Genomic DNA, 16,280 nt, shown 5'->3' on the forward strand with positions numbered 1-16,280 from the left:
CACAAAAAGTGGACACGCTGAGATCAAGATTGAAATAGCAGAAGACACGGTGTGGGTTCATGCTGAGATTGTTGATAACGAAAGCCTGATAACAACAGCCTGATCACAACAGCAAAAGGTAATGTGATGCCTGAACTACACCAACTCACCGCCACTCAATTAATTGATGGCTACCGAGCTTATAAGTTCTCGCCAAGTGAAGTAGCCAGCGCCCTGGTTGAGCATGTCGACGCCTGGGAGCCGCACATCAATGCGCTATATGCCTATCAACCTGATGCGTTCATAAAAGCAGCTGAAGCCTCCACCCAGCGCTGGGCGAAGGGCCAGCCAAGCAGTGCTTTAGATGGTGTGCCGGTCACCCTCAAAGAGTTGATTGCCACTAAAGGGATGCCAGTGCCGGTGGGAACCGGGCTTGGCGAGCAAGCTGCTGCCAGCGAAGATGCGCCTCCGGCGGCGCGTTTAGCAGAAGATAACGCTTTGCTGCTGGCGAAAACGACTTGCCCCGATTTTGGAATGCTTTCATCTGGGCTCTCGTCGTTTCATGGCTTAACCCGCAATCCTTGGCATTTGGCCTGTAATACCGGCGGTTCAAGCGCAGGCGCGGGCGCTGCCGCCGCTGCTGGACTTGGGCCGCTGCATGTGGGTACCGATATTGGTGGCTCGGTACGCCTGCCCGCGGCGTGGTGCGGCGTCGTTGGCTTTAAGCCCACGCTGGGCCGGGTGCCGATAGATCCCTATTATGTAGGCCGCTGTGCCGGGCCAATGACCCGAAGCGTAGAGGATGCCGCGCTGATGATGACGGCGCTTGCCCGTACAGATCGACGCGATGCGATGCGTCTGCCGCCGGAAAAGATCGACTGGATGGATCTGGCGCTCGACGTTAAAGGGTTGCGAGTGGGTGTGATGATGGAGGCGGGCTGTGGGCTGCCGCTGGATGATGAGATTCGCCTCCATGTGGAACACGCCGCCAAGCGGTTGGAAGCTGCTGGGGCAACGCTGGTGCCGATGGCGCCAGTGCTGACTCGCGAAATGTTGGATGGCTTGGATCACTTCTGGCAGGCTCGTCAGTGGGGCGAGCTGTTAAAGCTATCAGCTAACGAGCGTGAGCAAGTGTTGCCTGCCATTTTAGCCTGGGCCGACGGTGCTGCACGCTTAAGTGGCGTAGATGCGGTTCACGGTTTTCAGCAAACGATGGCGATGCGAGGCGCCACTGAAGCCGTATTTGATGAGGTTGATGCGGTGATTTCACCCACCACACCCAATATCGCCTTCCCGGCTGAATGGCCATCGCCTACCAATGATCCGCGCAAGCCCTTTGAGCACATTGCCTACACCGTGCCGTGGAATATGGGCGAGCAGCCTGCGATCTCGCTTAATGCTGGGTTTAGCCGTGGAGATATGCCCATTGGGATACAGTTAATTGGACCGCGCTTTGCAGATCACTTTGTGCTGAAACTAGCGCGGGATTTAGAAGCGCGCTTAGCATTGCCAGCGCGCTGGCCTGCGCTGCCAGTCGTTAAGTAGAAAAAGCTGTCTTTAAAAAGCTGTCTTTAAAAAGCTAAGGAGAACACTCATGGGACGATTATTGGTACTGCCTACCTCTCGGGCGGGCTGGGGCTTGTTAATTGCGTTTGTAGCGCTGGTGCTGGCGGGTACGTGGCCAGTGATTGGCCTGGTGAACCGGGCAACGTTGGTGATGGGGCTGCCGTTGATGGTGGTGTGGAGCTACCTGGTAATTTTTGCCTGCGTCGTGGTGATGCTGATTGGCAATCGGATTGTGGAGCGAGATGACCATGAATAGCCTTTGGCCACTGTTGATTACCTTGAACTATGTTGCCATCGCGATGGTGATTGGCCTACGCGCCAGAGCAGGCCGCTCCATGAATAGCCTGGAAGAGTGGGGGGTGGCAGGGCGCAGCATGGGGCCGGTGACGCTTTACCTACTGATAGCCGCCGGTAGTGTGAGCGCTTACACCTTTATGGGTGCCCCCGGGTGGGCTTATGCCAAAGGGGTAGCGGTGTTTTATGTGGCGATTTATCTCTCCTACTTAGCCCTGGTCGCTTGGTATTTCGGTCCTAAAGTGTGGCAGTTCGGCGAGCAGTTTGGTCACGTGACCCAGGCAAGCGCCATATCCGACCGTTACCAGAGCCCTGCGCTAGGCGCACTGGCGGCGCTTGTCATGGCGATCGGTTCTATTGCTTATGCGGTACTGCAAACCATCGGCTCAGCCTATATTTTGTTTGTGATGAGCGGCGGTTTGATTCCGATTTGGCTGGGGGTCGTGCTGGTGCTGGCCTGCATTGCCGTTTACCTCTATGCCAGTGGTCAACGCGCGATTGGCCGCACCAATGCGTTTCAAGGCGTGTTGATGGTGGTTGTAGCTTGGGCCGTTGGTCTCTGGGCCGTTCATAGTGCCACCGGCGGGTTGAGCTTTGCGGGCGTGTTCGAGCGTATCCAAGCCGAGCATAGCGAGTTTCTCACGCTGCCCGGCGCAGGCGGCGATATGAGCTTTAGTTTCTGGACAACCTCTATCATCGTTTCCATGTTCTCGTTTATGCCGCCGGTCTGGACGCAGTGGATGAGCGCTTCCTCAGCACGTACTATTCGCCGCAGCGCGACGTGGCTGCCCACGTATTACGTGGTTATTTTGCCCATGGTGGTTGTCGGCTTTATCGGGATTTTTTCGCTGCCTGAGCTGGCCCGGGCCGATACCGTGGTACTCGAATACGCCATGCAGCACTTACCGGTCGTATTGGTTGGGTTACTGGGTGCGGGTACCTTGGCAGCCTCAATGTCTTCCAGCGAACCGTTTATCCATTCGGTATCGCTGTCACTCAGCAAGGATGTACTACAGCCGGTATTGAAACTTTCAGATGGCGTTACCGGAAAACTTGCCCGGCTATTGATCCTGCCCATTATGTTCTTGGTGGTCGCGCCGCTCGCGATTGCCGAGCCCGGTAGTTTAGTAATGATTCTGTTGGTGGGGCTGGGCTTTGCCTCTCAAGTGCTGCCTGCCTTTATCGGCATGTTCTTCTGGCCGCGGGCGTCTCGCTTGGGCGTAATGGCGGGTATCGTGGTGGGCTTTCTGATTACTGTGGCATTGACGACCCTTTGGCCGCACCCGCTGGGTATTCACGCGGGCTTCTGGGGCTTGATGCTCAACCTGCCGGTCTTTGTCGCAGTCTCGCTGATGACGCCTGCCACTCACGCCGAGGTGGTTGAGCGTTTTTTCCGCATTGCAGCGCCACGGGGCTTTAGTCGTTTGGGACAAGAGGCGAGCCAGTCGCTGACTTAATCTATTCATGGTTATCGGCTATCTTGGTAGCAAAGTGCTTCTATGCACTAGACTCTGACATCGAACTAGCGCACCAACAAAGGCAACGCAATGAGCCAAGCATTGACAGGACATAATCGCCCGCAGCAGGTGATCGAGGCGATCCAGCAGATGAATTCAGCCCTGGCAACGGCAACCCGCCAAGCGAAATTCTCCAAAATGGCGGCGTCGCCGTACCGCTTTTTTCGTGGCACGAACCACCTCTACTGGGACGATGTCTGGCACGATTGGCGCTTTGCGCTCTTTGGTGGCTGGCCGGCAACTCAGACGTGGCTGCAAGGCGATGCCCATGCGTACAATTTTGGCGCCTACGGGCACCATGATGATCAAGTTCGCTATGGCATGGATGACTTTGACGATGCGCTGATTGGTGACTACCAATACGACCTGTGGAGGCTCGCTGTCAGCGTTGTGTTGGATGGTCGCGAGAACGCTGAGTTAGACACAAAGGCCATTGGTAAGGCGCTTAAAAAGCTAATAGAAGGCTATTATCAAACGCTGGCTGATCATGTGGATGGTACACCTGTCGAGGCCGTGACCCTCGAAAACGCCAAAGGTCCGCTTAAACCCTTCATGAATAAAGTGGCTGACAAGCAGAGCCGTGCCCGCATGCTTGAAAAGTGGACCACGTTGGATGAGCAAAAAGGCCGTCAGTTCGCCGAGCGTCCTGGCAAACTCGCTAACCTGCCTGCCGATGTGGCTAGCCAGTTGAGTCGGACAATCGAGCAGGAGTACCAGCAAACGCTGCAGCATCCGGTTAAGGATAGTGACCCGGAGCATTTTCGGGTAAAAGACACCGCCCGTCGCTTGGATGCGGGCACCGGTTCGCTAGGGGTGGAGCGCTACTACGTGCTGATTGAAGGTGGCCGCGATCACGAACACGATGATGTTGTGCTAGACGTGAAGGAGCAGGTGGCCCCAGAAGCCTATCGGCTGATGAATGCAGATCAAAAGCGAGCTTGGCGACGCTCATTTCCTAATGAGGGTATCCGTCATGCGGCCGCCTTCCATGCCATTGCGGAGCATCCCGACGCCTATCTTGGTTGGCTAACCTTGAACGATCGAGTATTTTCGGTTCGCGAGCGCTCGCCGTTTAAGAAAGACTTTCCCACCCATAAGCTTTCCGGCAATAAGTCGTATCGCAAGTTGGCGCACCAATGGGGGCAAATTCTCGCCCGCGAACACTTACGCGGCGCCCAGGCACTTAACCAGGGAGACCCAACACGCTTTGCCAATGCCGTGTGCCAACGGTTAAACGGCCGTGAAGACCTGTTCGTTGAGGTCGTTTCGACACTGGCGGTGGCTTACGCCGACTGCGTTGAGCAGGATTACGCCGTGTTTATTGACCATTTTCTGGCCACTGCGTCGGATTAACCAAGAGGGATTTTAGCTAAGTCTGTTGCTAGCTAAGTCTGTTGCTAGCCAAGAATGTACGTGTCGTTATCTCACTGGGGTTGCTGTTGGCTATACATCAATCCCTGCTCTGCAAGCGGCTTGGACCACACCACGCATCGGTTACGTCCAGCCCGCTTGGCTTGATAAAGCGCCTCATCGGCGAGCCTGAGTAACTTCTGAGGCTCGCGGGTATGGTCCGGGTAGGAGGCGACACCACAAGAGAGGGTGATGTTTTCCAGGGGTATACCGCGGTGGGTGTAGGCGGCTTGCGACACGATGGTTAACAGCTCATTAGCGCTTGATTCAGCTATTTCGGCGGAGGCTAGCGGGAGTAGAACCACAAATTCTTCTCCTCCAATTCGGCACACCACCCCTAGGTCAATAAAGTGTTGGCTAAGCCGCGAAGCGACCTCAACCAGCACGGTATCCCCCGCATCGTGACCAAAGAGGTCATTGATCTGTTTGAAATGGTCTAAATCCATCATGAGTAGTGAAAGTTGGCTACCGTGCTGTTTAGCGCGACGGCACTCATGGTCGAACACCGTGTTGAAATGGCGCCGGTTGTGGAGCCCTGTCAGGTGGTCTTTAAAGGAGAGGCCTTCCAACTCTTTAACCAGTTGGTCGAGTTCGGCTGTGCGCGATGCCACTTGCTGTTCAAGGGTTTCGTTAGCCATGGCGAGCTGTTGTTGAGTGTGCCGGTAATGCCATAGAAAAATAGCCGCATTAGCCAGCGAAAAGGCCAGCGTGCCATAGCTCAGCGGTACGCTTCGCCAGGGCAGGAAGCCATGGGCAACCAGCATATCGATCAACAATAGCGGGCCAAAAAAAGCAAAACTGACTACCAGTAATCGCTGCTCAAGAGTGAGTCGTTGAAAGCGCATAAGTGCGAGCGCCAGCATTATGGGGAGCGTTAAGGCGAGCATGACGTCAAAAATGGGGAAGGTTAATGAAAGGCTTACCAGCCCCAATTGAACTAAACTAATCGAAAGCACTAGATACACCAAGTGGGTAACCCACAGGTAAGTTATCCAGCGCTTAGCAGTGCCTTCTAGCCAATAGCTGAGCAACAATCCTATTGCCACCGGTAGAGTGTAGTAGCTGGCTGCTCGCAATGTATCCCAGGTCAGTGCGTTATCCGCGATGAGTTGGCGAGCCGGCGCTTCGGCAAGCAACATAAGCCCTGAAGCGAAGGCAAACAGCGCAATAGCCCCAAAACCGCGACGTTCGGGGCCCATCAAGGCGAAAATGGTGGCCAAGACAGCAAGAACCAGTACCAAAGCACTTACACCGAGATCCTGAGCGGAATCATGGATAACTTGCTTAAGCACCTCAATACGCTCCATTACCTGTACTTGGCCCCATAGGCCGATACTGGTGTAGTAAGAGTAAAAGCGAAAGGTGAGTGTCTGACCAGCGGCATTTTCTGGCAGGTCAATCATGTGCCAGGGCCAGCCCGCAAAATCGCCTTTGCCTTGTTCGTCAAATTCACCGTATTGATAGATCAGTTCATCGCCTAGATAAACTTGTCCAATCAAGTTGATACTGGTGATAAAAAGGACTGGATCGCTCCAATCACCGGCGGGCACTGTAGTACGTAGCCAGAGGTGTTCGTGCCCGTTGCGACCGGGTGGGTTAGAAGGGGAGTCAATCGACTGCCACCCTGTTGGATCACTTAGCAGCCATTCAGGACGGTTATCGGCATCGTAAGGAGAGTCGCCCCAACGGTCCTCCCAGCTATTCAGGGGCTGGGGTACGGCGTCGGCTTTAAGCGTACAAGACATTACCATCAGTAGGGTAAAGGCCATCATTAGCACAGTGCCATGGCGTAGGGGGTAACCACGAATCAGCATGGTAAATGTCCTGAATTCCAGCGAGATTGCATTCCACTGATAGTTGCATCAAGCAATGACAAAACTGATGGTTAAGGTAGCACTATGCCCGGTCCTTGTGCGTAGGTTTTTAGTTTAGTGAAAAAAATTGGCCTATGGGGTGATGTGTCGTTCAACGGTGCAACTAGTGTCCGCTGACGGCGCCGCCTACGATCCCGCTACGGAAATTGCCATCACTGCTATTACGGTTTTTAATATGGTTAGCCACAGTATCTTCCGGAGAACCAGCCATTTCGCGGAACATACCCATCGAGCCTAGTAGTGCGGAGGATTCATAAGGCACAAAGACCCGCTCACCGTCTTTCGCCATATTGGGTAGTACCTTGATATAGCTCTGGCCCAGCAGATAGCCGACGACGGTACGCTTGTTCTCTTCGCTGTCGCCGATAGCATTGAGGACTAACTTGATCGACTCCTGCTCGCCCTGGGCGCGCAGAATGGCTGACTCTTTATCGCCTTGAGCATTAAGAATCGACGATTCACGTTGGCCTTGCGCCATGGCAATCGCCGCCGATTTTTCGCCTTCTGCTTCGGTAACGGTCGCGCGACGTTTACGTTCGGCGGCCATTTGCAAGCGCATCGCGGTTTCGACTTCTTCCGGCATGGCGATATCCTGGACTTCAACCCGTGAAATTTTGACCCCCCACTTGGAGGCGGGCTCTTCCATGGCGGCTTGGATCTCGTTATTCACTTCAGCGCGGGACTCAAAAAGCTTATCCAGCTCCATTTTGCCAACGACTGAACGCAGCGTGGTTTTGGCCAAAACTTCTACGGCTTGGCTCATATTTTCCACTTCATACACCGCTCGTTTGGGGTCGATGATTTGGTAGTAAAGCGCCCCGTTGATCCGCACGGTGACGTTATCGGTAGTGACGACCGGCTGACCGGGGAAATCCATGACCGTTTCACGGCGGTCGATGCGGGTTTCATCGGTAGTAAGCGCGGTGTAGTCATCGCCCATTTTGCGATAACGCAGCATGGTAATTGCGCGCGGTTGTTCGATAAACGGCACAATAATATTGATACCGCTTTCCAGTACGCGATGAAACGAACCGAGCCGCTCGATGACCATTACCTCTGATTGGCGAATGATCACCAGGCCTTTCGAAATGATCAATATGCCGATGACGACAACGATCAGGCTGATCAATAAGCCGGGGCTAATGGGTAAATCCATTTTAAAGTTCCTTGGGTTGGGTCGTATCAGCCAAAGGAGCTGCGTTGGCTGATGGATGGAGCTGGACAAGGGCCGTCGTGCCCTCAAAGCGTTTAAACACCACCGTGGTAGCCTGGGGTAATTCGGTCTGGTCACTTTCGATGACGCGTAGGCGATAGAAATCACCGTTGACCTTGATTCCGGTGGCGTTATCAAAGTCGCGTTTTAACGTGGTGTAGTGGTTGCCTTTTTCCACGCCGGTGCCGGTGGTGCCGTAAGAAACGCCCTTGGGTGAAAAGCGCGGGCGAATCACCATCACGCCCAGTGGCACCAGCACACCGGCAAAAACGCCCATGCTAATCAACTGCCAGGACAGGGTGAGGCCAAGCGCTGTTACCGCTGCCGTCAGCATTGCCGCGACCCCCAGGGCGAGTAATAGCATCGCGCCAGAGGTCAGCTCTGCCAAGCTCAGCAACAAGGCGAGTACTAGCCAGCTATAAGCCGGGTTCCAGTCCATAGTCTTTCCTATTATGACAATAAGCCAGCGTAACCTAATTATGGGTTTTAATCCCTTATGGAATAAACGCGTGAGTTTCCGAAGAGTGCTATTCTGCCCGCATTTAACGCAAGCGAGCATAAAAGGAGAAGGGTGTGCCGGGCGTGGTTTACTGGCTTGATATGGCGGGCGTGATCGTATTCGCGCTTTCGGGCGTGATTTTGGCGTGCCGGTCACGGATGGACCCTATCGGCATGCTGGTGCTGGCAGCGGTAACCGGTATTGGCGGGGGCACACTGCGCGATTTAGTCCTGGGGATTAGGCCGGTGTTTTGGGTGACCGACCCAACCTACTTATGGGTGATTATGGCAACGGTTGGTGTGTCGTTGGTGGGGTTTCACTATATTCACCGCCTGTCGCGAGGGTTTTTGCCCGTTGCTGACGCGTTCGGTCTGGCGCTGTTTACCGTGATTGGCACCCATAAAGCGCTCATGCTGGGCACCTCTGGTACGGTGGCAGTGCTGATGGGCATGCTGACCGGTGTGGCAGGGGGCATCATTCGTGATGTGTTAGCTCAGCGTGTGCCCATGGTGATGCGCGAGGAAATATACGCCACTGCCGCTATTGCGGGCGGCACGATATATGTGTTGCTAGACAGCTTAGGGGCACCGCTCATCGCGGCCATTGGCGCTGCACTGTTTGTCACGCTGGCGCTGCGTTTGGCCGCCATTCACTGGCATTTAGCGCTGCCGGTGTTTGCCTGGGTCACACTGCCACCGAAAACACATGATGAGGCGGCACCGCTCTCTACCCCGCAAAAGGCCAAAGAGCGGGTTAGGGTGATTCGTCGTGAGCGCAAAAAACGCTAGGGGCTAGCGGAATGATTCGCTTCCCGCCAGCGGTCAAACCAGCGGCGTGGTTGAATAACCCGCAGGGTGGGTTCGCTTTCGTTAAGTTCTACCCCCAATCCAAGCACGCCAAGGCGGGCATACAGCGCGCCATTAGCGCTGCGATCCGCCAGAGTGACATCCGAAAGCAGCAGTAGCGGCCCGCCGGTTAGCGTTAGGTCACGCAAGCCTATTTGATTGCCGTTGATCAATAATCGGGCAGTGCCGCTGATGTCGCGCACGTTCAGCAGTCTTCCTAGCCAGTTGCTATCCCGGGCGCGGGCGAGAAATAGCCGAGCCAGTAGACCCGTATCGCGCATTTCAAGACGCAGCTGGCTGGTGAGACGAATAGGGTCCGCCCATTCTAACTGTGCTTCGTCCATCAACAATTGTACCCACCAACCTGTATCCCCCGGGCCATCTTCAGACAATCGGGCGATATTTTCCAAGCGTAAGAAAGAGTCGTCGGCGGTGAAGCGCCGCGTTCTCAGGTCGCCGTCGGTTAAGTGTAAGTAAAACTGTAAGTCGCCACGCAGGCGCTGCTCCAATAGGGCCAACTCGGCGCCGAAAGCGCTCAGCGTTATTTCCCCCTGGGCGTTTAAGCCTTCCAGCAGCCACTCGCTTTCCAGGTTGGCTTGTCCATTTAGCAAAGTAATACCGGCGTCATCTGGCAGGTAGCGATTGTAGCGAGTGAAATCGGGCACTTCGGTAATTGGCAGGGCAATACGCGTCGTAAAGTGTTCGGCTTGAGGTGATTCGAGCACGGCGCTGAAACGCTCTGTCTGGGTGGTGAGGGCTAAATGGCGGCCTTCCAGATGAGGGCGATCGTCGTCTTGGCGCCCTAAGGAAAAGCGGGGGATGCCGAGGGAGAGCTGGGCTTGCTCGGCGCTATTCAATTGGGCGGTGAGTTCACCACGCCCGGTGGCGAGGTAGTCTAAAAAGGTGACTTCGAGCTGATCAGCATTGACGCGCAGCCGGGTGGGAGCCAGCAGCCGGGCATCGCGAAAAGCGCCTTGGGCAAAGAGTTGGCCCTCGCCCGCGATGGCTAAACCATGCGCATCGGGTAGAAACGCATTTAAAAAGCCTAATCGCTGCACACTGCCTTCCAGCGCGAACTGACCGCTTTGCACATCATTGCGGCGCTGAAAACGCCCGTCGGTGAGTACCAAGGCGCTCGCTAAACGCTCGCTCGGCTGGTTAACGTCGGCGACTTGCCAATTCAGCCGGGTGCCGCTGATATCCAGCGTGGAACCATCCATCGTCGCCTGCGCAATGGCGAGGTTAAGCTGTATATCGCTGGTTAACGTGCCCGATTGCTCGCCGTGCTGCCAGCCGGTGGCAATCCCTGCGCCGGATAGGTGCACTTGACCACTGACCTGAGCCGCTGTGAAATCGAGCTGGCCGTGGCTGGATGCCTGGCCGCTAAGCAGTTGCAACGGCGCTGGCTCGGGCAGTATTGCTCCCAGGTAGTCTTGTAACACGCGGATGTCGGGTAAACGGGCGGCTTGCCAGCTAAGCGTTGCGGATGCCTCTTCACGCGCTTGGTCTGCCTCCATGGGGCTCGATGCGGCGATATTGATATCAGCATCTTCGAGCAGCAGCCGGTTTTGATGGTGCAAGGTGGCATCGACGACATTAACGGCCACATCTATCATCGCTTGCGGTGTTAGCTGGGCATCAAGTAAGCCGCTACCCTGAGCGATAAAACCCTGTGTGTCTGCTATCAGCTCGTTCGCTTGAATCGTCAGCGAGGCATTATGAGGGCGCGACTCGCGGATGCTGGCCTGGGCGTCAATGTGGCCGTGGCCGGCAAGGCGGATGCCTTGCTCTTCAGCGCCCTGTGGTGGCGAGTTGGGCGCCAAATATCGGTCAAGCATATCCAAGCGGGTGACGTCACCTTCCAGCTCAAGCGTAGCCGCCGTGGGCCGCTCCAGCTGGTCCAGGCGTTGGTTGGGGATCTGCGCGGCTAGGCGTAGCTCAGCATGCTCGGCATAAACGTGTGTGTCGGCCAGCACTCCTTCAGCCAGCGCTACGTCGCTGAGACGGGTCGCAAAATGCACTTGATCGCTGTCAACGAATAGCCGAATCTGGCCTTCACCGCTCGCTACGTGGTTGGGCGGTGGGTTGTCAGCAATCAGCCAGCGCGGTGAATCACCGGGCATGCGCAGGCGCTGCTCGTCCACCGTTAAGCGTAGCGCCGGGGCCGCCAGCGTCAGCGCGCTATCGGGCTGTAATTCACCCGCTTTTAGGTTAACCGTGCCGGTTAATGCACCTCGTCCCTCCAGGCTTAGCCAGGGCAGGGTATCTAGATAGGGCATAAAGACATCCCAGGCATCCGCCTGAGCATCAATCTTCAGCTGGGCAGAAAGCGCCGCCCATACGTCAGGGTTGAGTTCTCCACTTGCGACGTTCACGGGCGTCACACCGGCCAGCGCTGCCTCCGCGGTAAGATGGATATCTTGCACAAGGGAGGCTTGATCGCTCTGGCGTACTAAGCGACCATTCGTAATCGCTAGGGAAAAGTGAGGCACTGCCAGCGTATCGCGGCTTAGTGTGGTGTCTTCTACTCGTAGCTGGCCTTCTGCTTCCAGGGCGATATCGCCGATGGTCAAGCGACGAATACCGTCGGCATCCAACGCGTCAATGTGCAGCTCGCCACGCACTAGGGCAAGCAACGAGAGCGAGAGGGTGGCGTGTTCGGCCTCAATCGCGATGGGCAGAGCGTCATCTTCACGGGCTAAATAGAGGCCTTCTAGCTCCCAACGGCCTGGATGCCGGCTGACACCTTGGTCCCAGCGGATGTCTATCCCTTCGAATTGAGAAATACGTTCCGGTAGCCATTGGCTATTAAGTAACCAATAGCTGCCAGCCACCCAGATCACCACCATAAGCAGTAAGCCAATCAATGCCTTCAGCAACAGGCGGGGTAGGCGATTTTTAGCAGTGTTCGCGTCCAACATAGTGGCTTTCCTAGCAGATAACTCCTGTTGGGGAGTGTTTTATGGCATTATGCGCGACGTTGGGCAGTAACGGGTTTTCGATTTCAACGCTAGGCAGGCAAGAAACGCCATGTTTCAGGATTTTTACGCGCAGCGCGGCGAGTATGTAGTGATCTCCGCAGAGCAGGCCAGCCGCTTTGCCAAAGGCGTGGCTGGCGATTACAACCCCATTCATAACCCGGATGCACGCCGCTTTTGTGTCCCCGGCGACCTGCTATTTGCGTTGGTTCTTGCAAAGTTTGGCTTGTCGCGGCGAATGGAGTTTCGCTTCACCAACATGGTGGGAGCCGATACGCCGCTAAAGTTTAGTGGGTTAGACAAGGGTGCCATTCACGTCTGTGATGAGCACGGAAAATGTTACCTGCAGGTCACGCGTCGTGGTGAAACGACTCAGGACAGCGCCGCAGTGGAAGCATTTGCACGCTGTTATGTGGCGTTTTCAGGCAAAAACTTTCCGCACTACTTGAAGCCGCTAATGGAGCAGCACGGGGTGATGTTTAACCCTAAACGCCCGCTGGTCATTTATGACAGCATGGGATTTTCGCTTGAACGGTTAGATGGTTTTTCACCGGGTTTAACGCTGCGCCAGTCGTCGTTAGAGGTGCAGGGTAAGCGAGCTGATGCGTTGCTGGAGTTCTCGATTGATTCCGCTGGCGAACCAGTAGGCGTAGGCTCCAAAAAGCTGGTGGTAAGCGGTCTTTGCGATTACGACGCCGATGAAATGGCTGCTATCGTTGACGAGTTTTATCGGCTTAAGGCCGCCTATGAGAATTCTTGATGGGGTAATGGCGGCTTAGCTGACCAGCGGCATGACATCGACCTCTACCTCTAAATGGTGTTCGCCGCCGCCATTCATCACCCCTTTGAGCGGGGCCACATCGGCGTAGTCGCGTCCCCACGCCAGCACCGGGTGCTGCTCACCGGCCACGGTGCCGTTAGTGGGGTCGAGAGCTAGCCAGCCCCAGTCGGGAATCCAAATAGCCAGCCACGCATGAGACGCATCCGCGCCTATAAGCCGTGGCTGGCCCGGCGGCGGCTGGGTTTCTAGGTAGCCGCTCACATAGCGGGCGGCGAGTCCTAACGAGCGCAAAGCGCCAATCGTTAGGTGGGCGAAGTCTTGGCAGACGCCGCGCTGGTTGGCGAGCACCTCGCTTAGCGGCGTCACTAGCGTGGTGAAGCTGGCGTCGTACTCAAACGTTTGGTGAATCAATTCATTAAGCGCCAATGCCGCCTCAACGATAGGCCTGCCTGGAGTGAAGCAGCGGAGGGCAAAGGTGGCCAGCGCATCGTTACGGCGGATAAACGGCGAGTCGAGGCGATAAAGCTGGATGTCGAAATGGTTGTCCTGGCGGAGCTGCTGGACCACGTTTTCCCAGGTTGGCGAGCTACTCGGTAGCGCGGCTAACGGCTGGGTGTAAAGCGGGGTAACCACGGTGACGTCCAGACGCTGGTGGACCTCTTCGAGTGCAAAATAAAGCACCCGATTGCCAAACACGTCGCGGCGTTCGCTCTGCACCTGGGGAGCTGGGCTAATGTGTAATGTCGAGGCGCCGCACTGCTGATAGGGTGTTTTACGCGGTAGCACCCGGGCTTCGTTATGGCACAGCGTGACCGGTGCGCTGTAGTGGTAGCGAGTGGTATGGCGCAGCGTGTAATTCATGCATCGGGCTCCATGCTAACAAGCTGTCTTGGCCGCTCCACGTGGCTGAAATGGCTCTGGCTAATCGCCTCAGAAAGCCGGCTCAAGGGGGCAATCAAGGCATCCAGCAGTTGCGCCAGCGCTGCTTGCGCCTCTGAGGTGTCGGCTAAGTGGCTCAAACGATCAATATCGGCCAAGTGCAGCGCCGCATTGGCCTGAATCAGCAGCCGTCGTTCTGCATTACGGTAAGGCGATGAGCTGCCGGGCAGGTGATCCATTTGCCGCTCAATGCGCTTGAGCATATAGCCCACCGAGCGGGGATTCGTTTCATCGAACAACAATAGGTCCAGAATCGCCGCAGGATGGAGCTCGCTGCGATAGCGCCGTCGGTAGGCGGTAAAGTTATCGGTAGTGGCGAGTACCACTTCCCATAACGCAAGCCCTGGTGAGTGCGGGGCATTAAGGGTCAGCTTGAGCAGCTTGAGCAGCCCTAATACGCGATCCAAAAAACGGCCGATATCCATAAATCGCCAGCCGTAGTGGTGCGGCATGGTTTCGTTGCACAGCCCGAAGAAGGCCGCTAACTGGGCCGATAGCCCTTCGCAGGCGCGCCGTGCTGCACTGGTGCCTAAGTGGGTATTAAGAGTGGCTATTTGCTCGCCTAACTGGTGCGCGACGCGCCAGGAGTCGTCGCCTAGGTGGTCGCGCACGCTGCGAGCATTGCGCATTAGCTGGGCGAACAGTGGCCGCAGCGCCTGCGGGTCGACATCATCGAATTGCGCCAGTAGCGCAGCGCGCTTCTGTTCAAAGCCAATCAGCGGCGCCTGCAGGCGCTGTTCGGTGTTTTCATTGGGTGTGGTGATGTCCAACGCCAGCAGTAGCTCATCCAGCAATTGGTCGGCAATGTCGTCCTGGTCATACTCCATCAGTCTCAGCAGCGCTTCACGCAATAGTCGTGCGCGAGTGTCCAGGCGTTCGCCGTAGCGACCTAGCCAAAATAGGCTTTCAGCCACCCGGCTTGGCAGGTCTGTGCCGTCGCGGGTAGCGACCACAGGGCCACGGGCCTGGCGTAGCTGGCTAACATGGGGCTGGGGCGTGGCCGCCGTCACCCAGACATCCTTGACGATGGTGCTGCTTAACGACGGCGACCCAGGCTTGCCGACCCACGCTAAACCGCCCGGCATGACTTGATAGTCACCGTCGGCGCTGCGCTTTCCACTGACGCTATCCGATGTGCGGGTGATAAAACAGCGTAGGTTTAAAGAGGTGGGCGCTAAGCGCTGTAGGTGGCTATCAAACATCGGCGCAGTGGCGGGTACCGTGGTGGCGTCAGCATTGGCTAGCCGCAACGGCTCGCCCAGGAGGTGCTCGCATAGCGCAGGTAGGTAGTCGGCAAGCACGGGGGCTTCCAAAATGCCCACACCCAAAGCGTTAGACAAGGCAACCTTGCCTGCGCGCATGGCTTGCAGCATTCCAGGCACGCCTAACTGTGAATCGCCGCGCAGCTCCAGCGGGTCGCAATAGGCGTCGTCGCAGTGGCGCAATACGACATCCACTGGCTTTAAACCGCCCAATGTGCGCAGCCATACTTGGGTGTCGCGGACGACGAGATCCTGACCTTCCACCAGCGCAATATTGAGATAATTGGCCAAGTAGGCATGCTCAAAATAGCGTGGGCTAGACGGCCCTGGGGTCAGCAGAATAATCGTGGGATTATCCCGATGGTGATAGGCCATTGCGATGAGCGTGCGGTGGTGCCGGTCAAGAAAACCGGCTAACCGCTTCAATGGCGCATTGCGGTACATATCGGGCAGTGCGCGGGCCATCAGGATGCGGTTTTCAAGCGCAAAGCCCGTGCCTGACGGCGCCTGCAGCCGGTCTGCGATGACTCGCCACTGGCCTTGCGCGTCTTGAATAACGTCCACCGCATGGAAGTTGATCGCGGAACGCTGATCGGGCAGTGACTGATGGCAGGGCAACAGTAAATGCGGCGATGCAAGCAGCGCTTGAGTCGGTAATAGCCCCGCCGCAAACAGCGTTTTGGGCCCGTAAAGGTCGTCATAAAGGGCGCTCATTAACCGGCTGCGCTGGATTAAGCCCGCCGCTAACGTTTGCCACTGCGCTTCATCAATTACCCACGGCAGCGGGTCAAGTCGCCACGAACGCCCTTGGGTGTCGTCGTGTCGATTAAAAATAACGCCGTTTTCGTCTAGCAGTCGTTGGATTTCTTCATGCTGTTGATGGCGGCCTTGCGGACCCAGGGCCTCCAAGCAGCCGAGTAAGCTCTGCCAACCCGGGCGTAGCTGCCCTTGACCATCGAGCATGGCGTCAAACTTGCTGGGCTGTCCCTTGCCTAGCTGATTCAAGTAATCCTCAACGAGTCCGCGTTTAACGGGCGCGAGAAGTGAGGTAGAGACAGGGGCCGTCATTATCCTTGTAATCCTGGGAGGTAAAGAGGCTGATTATCCTGCACTGGCCGCTAAG

At 56.3% G+C, this 16,280-nt stretch carries 12 protein-coding genes; 6 read left to right on the top strand and 6 right to left on the bottom strand.

Annotation, left to right across the window (positions count from 1 at the left end; translation table 11 throughout):
• Nucleotides 1–126 precede the first annotated feature (126 nt).
• The 4 genes from RZA33_RS01960 (at nt 127) to RZA33_RS01975 (ending at nt 4,709) form a co-directional block, all read left to right on the top strand.
• A complete protein-coding gene (locus RZA33_RS01960) occupies nt 127–1,524 on the top strand; it encodes an amidase (protein WP_317506161.1) in 1,398 nt (465 codons plus the stop codon).
• A gap of 49 nt (nt 1,525–1,573) precedes the next feature.
• Nucleotides 1,574–1,801 (top strand): hypothetical protein, encoded by a 228-nt coding sequence (locus RZA33_RS01965; RefSeq protein ID WP_317506162.1) that lies wholly within the window; start codon nt 1,574–1,576, stop codon nt 1,799–1,801.
• On the top strand, nt 1,794–3,296 hold the full coding sequence (locus RZA33_RS01970) for a sodium:solute symporter family protein (protein ID WP_317506163.1): 1,503 nt from the start codon (nt 1,794–1,796) through the stop codon (nt 3,294–3,296). The genes RZA33_RS01965 and RZA33_RS01970 overlap by 8 nt, the downstream gene beginning before the upstream one ends.
• A 90-nt stretch (nt 3,297–3,386) precedes the next feature.
• Nucleotides 3,387–4,709 (top strand): DUF2252 domain-containing protein, encoded by a 1,323-nt coding sequence (locus RZA33_RS01975; RefSeq protein ID WP_317506164.1) that lies wholly within the window; start codon nt 3,387–3,389, stop codon nt 4,707–4,709.
• A 71-nt stretch (nt 4,710–4,780) separates the two neighbouring features.
• Here RZA33_RS01975 and RZA33_RS01980 read toward each other — a convergent pair whose 3' ends face one another.
• The 3 genes from RZA33_RS01980 to RZA33_RS01990 form a co-directional block, all read right to left on the bottom strand.
• Nucleotides 4,781–6,580 (bottom strand): GGDEF domain-containing protein, encoded by a 1,800-nt coding sequence (locus tag RZA33_RS01980; protein WP_317506165.1) that lies wholly within the window; start codon nt 6,578–6,580, stop codon nt 4,781–4,783.
• A gap of 163 nt (nt 6,581–6,743) precedes the next feature.
• A complete protein-coding gene (locus tag RZA33_RS01985) occupies nt 6,744–7,796 on the bottom strand; it encodes an SPFH domain-containing protein (protein ID WP_317506166.1) in 1,053 nt (350 codons plus the stop codon).
• A gap of 1 nt (nt 7,797) precedes the next feature.
• A complete protein-coding gene (locus RZA33_RS01990) occupies nt 7,798–8,292 on the bottom strand; it encodes a nodulation efficiency, NfeD-like protein (RefSeq protein ID WP_317506167.1) in 495 nt (164 codons plus the stop codon).
• Between the two features lie 134 nt (nt 8,293–8,426).
• On the opposite strand from RZA33_RS01990, the gene RZA33_RS01995 reads away from it, so the two are divergent.
• Nucleotides 8,427–9,140 carry a trimeric intracellular cation channel family protein gene (locus RZA33_RS01995; RefSeq protein ID WP_317506168.1) on the top strand — a complete coding sequence of 238 codons (714 nt, stop codon included), beginning with the start codon at nt 8,427–8,429 and terminating at the stop codon, nt 9,138–9,140.
• On the opposite strand, the gene RZA33_RS02000 is transcribed toward RZA33_RS01995, so the two are convergent.
• Nucleotides 9,137–12,118: a hypothetical protein gene (locus tag RZA33_RS02000; RefSeq protein ID WP_317506169.1), complete on the bottom strand. Its 2,982-nt coding sequence runs from the start codon at nt 12,116–12,118 to the stop codon at nt 9,137–9,139. The two genes, RZA33_RS01995 and RZA33_RS02000, sit on opposite strands and share 4 nt — an antisense overlap.
• Nucleotides 12,119–12,227: 109 nt before the next feature.
• On the opposite strand from RZA33_RS02000, the gene RZA33_RS02005 reads away from it, so the two are divergent.
• Nucleotides 12,228–12,935, top strand: coding sequence for a DUF3581 family protein (locus tag RZA33_RS02005; protein ID WP_317506170.1), 708 nt, complete (start codon nt 12,228–12,230; stop codon nt 12,933–12,935).
• Nucleotides 12,936–12,950: 15 nt separating this feature from the next.
• Here RZA33_RS02005 and RZA33_RS02010 read toward each other — a convergent pair whose 3' ends face one another.
• Both RZA33_RS02010 and RZA33_RS02015 read right to left on the bottom strand, forming a co-directional pair.
• On the bottom strand, nt 12,951–13,817 hold the full coding sequence (locus RZA33_RS02010; RefSeq protein WP_317506171.1) for a transglutaminase family protein: 867 nt from the start codon (nt 13,815–13,817) through the stop codon (nt 12,951–12,953).
• A complete protein-coding gene (locus tag RZA33_RS02015) occupies nt 13,814–16,225 on the bottom strand; it encodes a circularly permuted type 2 ATP-grasp protein (protein WP_317506172.1) in 2,412 nt (803 codons plus the stop codon). The genes RZA33_RS02010 and RZA33_RS02015 overlap by 4 nt, the downstream gene beginning before the upstream one ends.
• Nucleotides 16,226–16,280: the final 55 nt, after the last annotated feature.

Source organism: Halovibrio sp. HP20-59 (genome assembly GCF_033052795.2).
GTDB lineage: Bacteria > Pseudomonadota > Gammaproteobacteria > Pseudomonadales > Halomonadaceae > Vreelandella.

Excerpts from the sequence above, each read along its gene's own strand:
- RZA33_RS01980 (WP_317506165.1), bottom strand. The coding sequence starts at position 6,580 with ATGCTGATTCGTGGTTACCCCCTACGCCATGGCACTGTGCTAATGATG.
- RZA33_RS02000 (WP_317506169.1), bottom strand. The coding sequence starts at position 12,118 with ATGTTGGACGCGAACACTGCTAAAAATCGCCTACCCCGCCTGTTGCTG.
- RZA33_RS01970 (WP_317506163.1), top strand. The coding sequence starts at position 1,794 with ATGAATAGCCTTTGGCCACTGTTGATTACCTTGAACTATGTTGCCATC.
- RZA33_RS01985 (WP_317506166.1), bottom strand. The coding sequence starts at position 7,796 with ATGGATTTACCCATTAGCCCCGGCTTATTGATCAGCCTGATCGTTGTC.
- RZA33_RS01960 (WP_317506161.1), top strand. The coding sequence starts at position 127 with ATGCCTGAACTACACCAACTCACCGCCACTCAATTAATTGATGGCTAC.
- RZA33_RS01965 (WP_317506162.1), top strand. The coding sequence starts at position 1,574 with ATGGGACGATTATTGGTACTGCCTACCTCTCGGGCGGGCTGGGGCTTG.
- RZA33_RS01975 (WP_317506164.1), top strand. The coding sequence starts at position 3,387 with ATGAGCCAAGCATTGACAGGACATAATCGCCCGCAGCAGGTGATCGAG.
- RZA33_RS02015 (WP_317506172.1), bottom strand. The coding sequence starts at position 16,225 with ATGACGGCCCCTGTCTCTACCTCACTTCTCGCGCCCGTTAAACGCGGA.
- RZA33_RS01990 (WP_317506167.1), bottom strand. The coding sequence starts at position 8,292 with ATGGACTGGAACCCGGCTTATAGCTGGCTAGTACTCGCCTTGTTGCTG.
- RZA33_RS02005 (WP_317506170.1), top strand. The coding sequence starts at position 12,228 with ATGTTTCAGGATTTTTACGCGCAGCGCGGCGAGTATGTAGTGATCTCC.
- RZA33_RS02010 (WP_317506171.1), bottom strand. The coding sequence starts at position 13,817 with ATGAATTACACGCTGCGCCATACCACTCGCTACCACTACAGCGCACCG.